This is a genomic window from Paenibacillus plantiphilus (assembly GCF_927798095.1).
Classification (GTDB): domain Bacteria; phylum Bacillota; class Bacilli; order Paenibacillales; family Paenibacillaceae; genus Paenibacillus_Z; species Paenibacillus_Z plantiphilus.
In genome coordinates, this window is the sequence record NZ_CAKMMF010000006.1 from 1 (window position 1) to 7,041 (window position 7,041).

General features: G+C 50.6%; 6 protein-coding genes. All 6 read right to left on the reverse strand.

What is annotated here, in order from left to right; translation table 11 throughout:
• Nucleotides 1-446: 446 nt before the first annotated feature.
• Entirely contained in the window at nt 447-1,478 is a 1,032-nt protein-coding gene (gene ytvI, locus L6H65_RS06580) for a sporulation integral membrane protein YtvI (protein WP_236339710.1), read from the reverse strand.
• A 64-nt stretch (nt 1,479-1,542) separates the two neighbouring features.
• On the reverse strand, nt 1,543-2,886 hold the full coding sequence (locus tag L6H65_RS06585; RefSeq protein WP_236339711.1) for a hemolysin family protein: 1,344 nt from the start codon (nt 2,884-2,886) through the stop codon (nt 1,543-1,545).
• A gap of 40 nt (nt 2,887-2,926) precedes the next feature.
• Nucleotides 2,927-4,060 (reverse strand): radical SAM/CxCxxxxC motif protein YfkAB, encoded by a 1,134-nt coding sequence (yfkAB, locus tag L6H65_RS06590; RefSeq protein WP_236339712.1) that lies wholly within the window; start codon nt 4,058-4,060, stop codon nt 2,927-2,929.
• Nucleotides 4,061-4,228: 168 nt separating this feature from the next.
• A complete protein-coding gene (locus L6H65_RS06595; RefSeq protein WP_236339713.1) occupies nt 4,229-5,344 on the reverse strand; it encodes an HD-GYP domain-containing protein in 1,116 nt (371 codons plus the stop codon).
• Between the two features lie 145 nt (nt 5,345-5,489).
• The gene (locus L6H65_RS06600) at nt 5,490-6,335 is read right to left on the reverse strand and encodes an undecaprenyl-diphosphate phosphatase (RefSeq protein WP_236339714.1); all 846 of its coding nucleotides are present in this window, start codon (nt 6,333-6,335) and stop codon (nt 5,490-5,492) included.
• 77 nt (nt 6,336-6,412) lie between these two features.
• Nucleotides 6,413-7,041: 5'-nucleotidase C-terminal domain-containing protein (locus tag L6H65_RS06605; RefSeq protein ID WP_236339715.1), on the reverse strand; the 629-nt coding region annotated here is incomplete at its 5' end.

Genomic DNA, 7,041 nt, shown 5'->3' on the forward strand with positions numbered 1-7,041 from the left:
CTGCAATTTAAACTCGTCGTTATAATGCTGCCTCGTTTTCCCCATTGTGAACACCTCACCTTTTATTAGGATTATTATCTGTCCAACGTTACGAGGTGTCCACTTTTTATTCTAATTGCAAATATCGTGTTATCGCTCCAGCAAAGCCAATATATACGTTCTCAAAGCCGCTTTAAAACGGAAAAACCTGCTTACAGCGCACCAAACAAACCGCTCGTCAGCTGTAAGACGGAAAAAACGTCTTATAGAAGGCATTGTGACATAATTCCTTTCGCCAATGAGGAGGCTGGCTGACGACGGAAAATTGAGCGCATATGCGGCTGGCGAGGCTGTAAAAAAGTAATTATCGCAGCAAAAAACCTCCAATACCATACTGCGAAAGTACGGTTGGAGGCATCTTGTTCTTTTCGTGACCGTCAGGCCTCTTGATCGCCCGTTCGGGTTAGCTACAACTTGATCTTCATCTGGAACAATCCGGCCTTGCGCGCCGCCATATATACAATGACGACCAGCGGCCCGAGAAACACACCTACTACTCCAACCAGCTTAAACCCGACATAGAGACTGATCAGCGCAGGCAAGGCTCCTATCCCCACAGCATCGCCAAGCACCTTCGGCTCAACGATGCGGCGAAATACTGTAATGACGATAAACAGAATGAGCAAGCCGATGCCCTCGAACGTACTGCCTGTCAGCAGCAGATAAGAGGCCCACGGGACGAGAACCGAGCCTGTTCCCAGAATCGGCATGATATCGACAATAACGACGAGAAGCGCGATCGCAAGCGGGTATTTCAGCCCTAATATGAGCAGCCCGATAAATGTCAGCAAATAGGTGAGCGCGCTCAAGATGATCATGGAGCGAAGGAACCCGAAGATCGACTGGCGCAGGTTCTGGAGCACATCCCCTACCTGGGCTCGCGAGCGTTCCTCGAACATCGAGAGAAAGGTCGCCTTCAGCGTGTTCAGGCTGTAGCCGAACAAATATACCGCTACCAGAAACACGATGAAGAAAATAAACATGCCAGGAATGCCCTTCGCTACTGCTACGAACGATTTGGACACCGCACTGATCATGCTGAACAGCGAATCCGCGAGTCCAGCCACCCAGCTCTCCAGCTGTGCGGCAGCGTCTGGGGGCATATGCTCATAGAGGTGCTTGGCATTCTCCAGCGTGTCCTGCAAATAAGTGTTGGCATCCTCCAGCACTCCAGGCACCTTGTCCCAAAATGCGATAACCTCCGCGATCACTTTGACCCCGACAAATGCCGCCGTACCGATTAACAGCAGTGTAAATAACGTGCTGGATACCGTGACCGCTATCAATCTGTTCATTCTCGCGTTGCGCATTAGAAAACCGTTTAACGGTTCAATGAATATGGCAACGATCAAAGCAAGCAAGAAGGGAGCTCCAACAGTAAACAGCAGGTATAGAAACAGCAATCCCGCAGCCAGTACTAAGATTTGTTTAATTGGCATGTGACCGATATTCCTCCCGCACTCTTCCTGCTATCCATAATTTGCTCCTCATTCAAAATGAAATTCACGTCTGCTCCGGGTCTTTAACCAGCTCCAGAGCAGGCCTGCGCCTGTAGATATCAACACGCAGCACTCTCAAGCGGGCGCTCTCTGCCACCTCGAAGATGTAGTTGTCATACTCGATTCGTTTGCCTTTGACCGGATTGCCTTCAAGACGAGTGAACATCCAGCCGCCGATGGAATCAACGTCCTCATCCTCAATATCAAGATGGAACATCGTGTTGATATCCTCGATCAAGGTTCGTCCCTCGACAGAGGTTACATCTCCTTTGACGACAATGCTTGGCTGCTGTTCATCGAATTCATCATGAATCTCACCGACGATTTCCTCAAGAATAAGCTCTGTGGTCAGCATTCCGGCTGTACCGCCATATTCATCGACGACAATGGCAAGCTGGGAATGCTTGCGCTGCATCAGCTTCAGCACATGACTGATCTCCATCGATTCCGGTACATTCAGTATCGGCCTCAAGTACTTCTCTATATGCTGCTCCTCGTCAGGATCAGAGGTCAACAAATCCGTAATATGGACGAAGCCGATCAATTGATCCTTGTCCTCCACACAAACAGGATAACGTGTATGCTTGGTTGAATAGACCAGCTTCATATTCTCGGCAAAGCTCAGCTCCGCATAGAGACAGTCCATATCTGTGCGGGGCAGCATCACCTCGCGGGCAAGACGGTCCGAGAATTCAAAGATGTTGTCAAACAGCTTCATCTCATCCTGATCGATAATGCCGCTCTGTGCGCTCTGATCCATTAATATGCGAATTTCTTCCTCGGTATGAGCAAGCTCATGCTCGGTTGCCGGTTTGACGCCGACAGCCTTGAGCAGCCGGTTGGCAGCGCCGTTCAGCAGCCAAATAACCGGTAGAAACAGGCGATAGAAAAGAAGCAGCGGCAGCGACAGCCATAGGGAGGTCTGCTCGGACTTTTGAATCGCCAGCGATTTGGGAGCTAGTTCACCAAGCACGATATGTAGGAACGTAATAATGACAAACCCGATAATAAGCGATATCGTTGCAATCAGCGACGGATCGGTCAAGCCAAACCTGTAGAGCAGCGGCTCAACGATCAGATGAGAAATTGCCGGCTCCCCGACCCAGCCTAATCCGAGCGAGGCAAGCGTGATGCCAAGCTGTGTGGCCGACAAGTATGCGTCCAGCTTCCTGTTCACCTTGAGCGCATATTTCGCTCGCACGTTGCCTTCATTAGAAAGCTGCTGCAACTTCGTTTGCCTCACTTTGACAAGGGAGAATTCCGCAGCAACAAAAAAGCCGTTCAAGAAAACAAGTACAATAACGAGCAATATATTCCAAATAATTCGACCGGTCTCAAAATCATGCATGTTTCATTCCCCCCTCATTCAGTTGGATTCCATGCTGTAGTTATAGGATAGCCTTGCGATCCAGAAAATCTACATCCCGATAATACATGTCCTTCACGAGCAGATTAGGTCCGCAGCAGCCCACCGCCGGGCAGTGGCAATCCACACTTCTTGCAAGCGGATGGCCAAGCCAGCGCTGGAACAGATCATCAAGCCGGTCCCCGCCTATATTGCCGAATGCCGGCACGTTGGAGAAATCAGTTACGAAGACGTCTCCAGTGAACATATTCACATTCAACCGGTTTCGGCCATCAGGATCATTGCGCACGGTCACATTAGGCTCAGCTGCCAATCTGCTCAGCAGCTTCCGGTCGCTCTCCTCCTCACTGCAATGGAAGAATGGCAGCGTGCCGAACAGCATCCAGACAGACGGGTCCCGCTCATCCAGCAGCGAACGGACCGCAGCGCGCATCTCCGCCTTGCCGATCACCGGCAGGTCCTCGGCGAACGCGCTCGGATACATGGGATGAACCTCATGACGGCTGCAGCCCATCTCCACAATAAGCCGATGAATGTCTGTAATCTTCTCGTGCGTGCGATAATTTATCATCGATTCAGCGGAGACGAGCAGTCCTCCCTTGCTTAACAGACGCGTATTCTCGATCATTCTGTCGTACATGCGAACCGCCGCCTCGCGCGGCACCGGATGACCGCTTTTGGCAAAGCCAATCCCGTGAAAATCGTCAGCAGACGTGTAGTTAAAGGAGATGTGCATCACGTCCAGATAGGGCGCAATCGCTTCATAGCGGCTGTAATCCAGCGTCACATTAGAATTAATCTGTGACCGGATACCGCGGCCCCGCGCATATTTCAATAGCGGTATGATGTAGTCCTTCACTGTCGTTCCAGAGAAAGTGGGCTCGCCGCCTGTAATGCTGATCGTCTGCAAATGCTCCACCTCATCAAGACGCTTCAGAATCGTCTCCAGCGGCAGCTTCGGCGGTTCAGCAAATACTAGCGTATCGCCAACCGCACAATGCTCACATCTCATATTACACAGATTCGAGACTGTTAACTCTACACTTGTCAACAAATGACGGCCGTGCTTCTTCAAAGATGTAATGGGGTCCCAAGGATCATAGGAAGGAGACAGCATCGGCTGTCCGTAGGGATTGGAAATTTCGGCTGTATTCATTATTTCTTCAACACCTGACTATAGTTGATTAACCATTCGTATGCTATTTATTGTAATGTCCGAACCGATATGTTGCAAATGATTCGCATATCATGCGCATATCTATGGATTGTCTATCTATTATGAAATGTAAAAAAGAGCCCTGCAGTCGGCTCCTTCTCCATTCCGTTATATCCCAGCCGCCTCAACGAGTGACGGACCTTCATTCACACTGGATATCATCATCGTTAGCTTCGTGGACAGATCAATCTCGTAAGGAGTCTGAAGCTCCTCGCCATATTCATTATTCAAGATTCTTACAATGGGACGATGCGGGCAGGACGAATTAATATCGACCACTATTCCTGACTCACCGGTATGCAGCTTGACTGTAATGCCGAGCGGATAGATCGCTACCTTGTCACGGAACAGTTGAAGCATCCGCTGCTCATAGAAGGTGCCTGTGCCGGCATATAACAATTCCACCGCTTCATGCGGCAGCATAGGCGTACGATAGATACGCGCGGATGTCATGGCATCATAGGAATCGACAATCCCGATCCATTTGGCGTAGTCATGGATTTCATCGCCCGCAATCCCCCGTGGATAGCCGCTGCCGTCCAGTCGTTCATGGTGCTGGTAAGCACAATGAGCGGCAAGCAGCGGAATATTGGGCTCGTCCTTCAGCAGATAGTAGCCGCGCTCCGCATGACGCTTCATTTCCTCATATTCAGCTCCGGTCAACGATCCGGTTTTCTTCAATACATCGATATTGATTTGCGTCTTGCCGATATCATGCAGCATTGCGCCAAGGCCGATGGCCATCAGCTCATCCCGCGAATATCCGCTGGCGATGCCCAGAATCGTCGTATACACGCACACATTAAGCGAATGCTGGTACAAATAATGATCCACAAGGGACATATTCATTAACATGACCATAGCATCCTTATTATCATTCAGATCATCAATCACCAGGTCCATCACTTGGCGAAAAGCTTTTCCTATGTAAGGATAGGTGACTCCGGACTTCCGATTCGGCCGGTCCATCATATCCTTGAAATTCGTACGAATTTCCGAAAGCGCTCTATGTCTTGTCTCATCGCTTATGATATCCGGCACGACCAGGTCGGAGGTTCGTGGATCATGAATGTATATGAAGCTCACTCCGCATTGTTCCAGCCTCTGAATGAGCTTCGCCGTCAATTCGACATTTTCCCCAAGCAGAACTAGGCCTTCTTCATTATATATTCTCTTGGACAGCTTCATCCCTGGCCGGCACATCTGGATGGGCAATAATCGCATGTAATCGACCCCTGCCTTGCATCAATTTTCCAGTTCATATGGTGCTTATTACGAGACAATACAACTCTCGTTATATTAATGTAAGGTATTTTAGAAAAAAGAGCAACAACAGTTTCGTCAGCAATCGACAAGCTGCTGAAGCGGTCTACCGCATAATGAACAGCCAGAACAAAGCAGCCAGAACGAAACGATAGATAGCAAAATGCTTAAGTCTGATTCGCTGAATATTTTTCAGGAACAAAACGATGACAAGCCAGGCCGTTATAAAGGAAACGATGAAGCCGACGATGAAAAAAGGCAGGTTGTCACCCTTGATTAACTTGTAATTTTCCAGCAGCTCATAGCCCGTTGCAACGGTCATGATCGGAATGGCCATCAGGAAGGAGAAATCGGCAGCCGCCTTGTAGCTTGTGCCTACAAGCATGCCCCCGGCGATCGTAGAGCCGGAACGCGAATAACCCGGCCAAAGCGACAGACATTGCAGCAAACCGATAATCAAAGCCTGCTTGTATGTAATATCATCCATCGTATCCGATACAGTACGAATCCGCCCCGAACGAACGAGCCATTCCGCAACCAGCATGTAAATGCCGCCTGCAACGAGCGACAGCAGCACAGGCGTTTGATTGAAGCCCTCGCCCTTGATGATATCCTTGAGCAAATAAGCCATTCCCAGCGCAGGAACGATACCGAGCGCGATATGCACAAGGTTCAGCTTGCGCCTGGATTGCTTGTTCAGCGAGAAGCCTTTAATCGTTTCCGTCTCCTGCGACAATCCCAGCAGACTGGCTATTCGCTTTCGGTAGACCAAGGCAATCGCCAGAATGGCAGCGAGCTGGATGACGATTTCGAAGCTTATAATCATTTCATTGTCAGGCCTATAACCAAGAAGCTTGTTCGCCAGAATCATATGCCCTGATGAGGACACTGGCAGAAATTCTGTCAATCCTTCGATAATTCCGAGAATGACGGCATTAATCAAATCACCCATAGCGTTCCCAACACCCCTTATTCAGGCAGCCGGCAAACGTTGTCTTCCTGTCATGAGGCAGTAAGAGCGAGGTTCTGTCAGTAGGACTTCGGATCGGCGCGTGGAGCTGTATGCTTTCCATTCCTGCCTTCACTCGGCGCCATATGCCAATTGCGAGCGTTGCAGCGGCTTAACGCCTCCGCATCCACCAGCTCTGCCGCAAGCACATCGCGGATAAATTCCGGCAGGAAAAAGTGAACATCTGTTCCGCCCTTGATTGTCTCATAACCGACTCCAAACGTAAACATGTCTATCGTCCCGATCGTATAGCGTCGATTGTCGTCAAACGGCTCTCCATTGACCGTAATGGATACGATTTTGTCATAAGGTGCGCCATTCGGATTCCAGTGGATCTCCAGTCCATCCACTGCCAAAGTGCCGAGCACCGATCCGCGAAAGCCGAAGCCGCGGATCTCCTTGTCGATGAACTCGCCGAGCAGCGCTTCTTCCAGCGCGCTGCGAAGGGCCGTGCCGGACAGCTTCATCCGGCACGGGTTGATGGGCGACGGGCAGAGGGCATGGATATCGCCCTCTGTCACGTCGCCTGCGGCGAGGCCGCCGAGCAGCTGCCCCGCGTTGACGATGCCGATCTCGGCATCCGTCCAGCGCCGGAGGCCGGCGGCGAGCAGATTGCCGAGCGGCGACTCGCGCTCGGCACGGGCGGGGG

Coding starts and splice junctions, on each gene's coding strand:
- ytvI (WP_236339710.1), bottom strand. CDS start 1,478: ATGCCAATTAAACAAATCTTAGTACTGGCTGCGGGATTGCTGTTTCTA.
- L6H65_RS06595 (WP_236339713.1), bottom strand. CDS start 5,344: ATGCGATTATTGCCCATCCAGATGTGCCGGCCAGGGATGAAGCTGTCC.
- L6H65_RS06585 (WP_236339711.1), bottom strand. CDS start 2,886: ATGCATGATTTTGAGACCGGTCGAATTATTTGGAATATATTGCTCGTT.
- L6H65_RS06600 (WP_236339714.1), bottom strand. CDS start 6,335: ATGGGTGATTTGATTAATGCCGTCATTCTCGGAATTATCGAAGGATTG.
- yfkAB (WP_236339712.1), bottom strand. CDS start 4,060: ATGAATACAGCCGAAATTTCCAATCCCTACGGACAGCCGATGCTGTCT.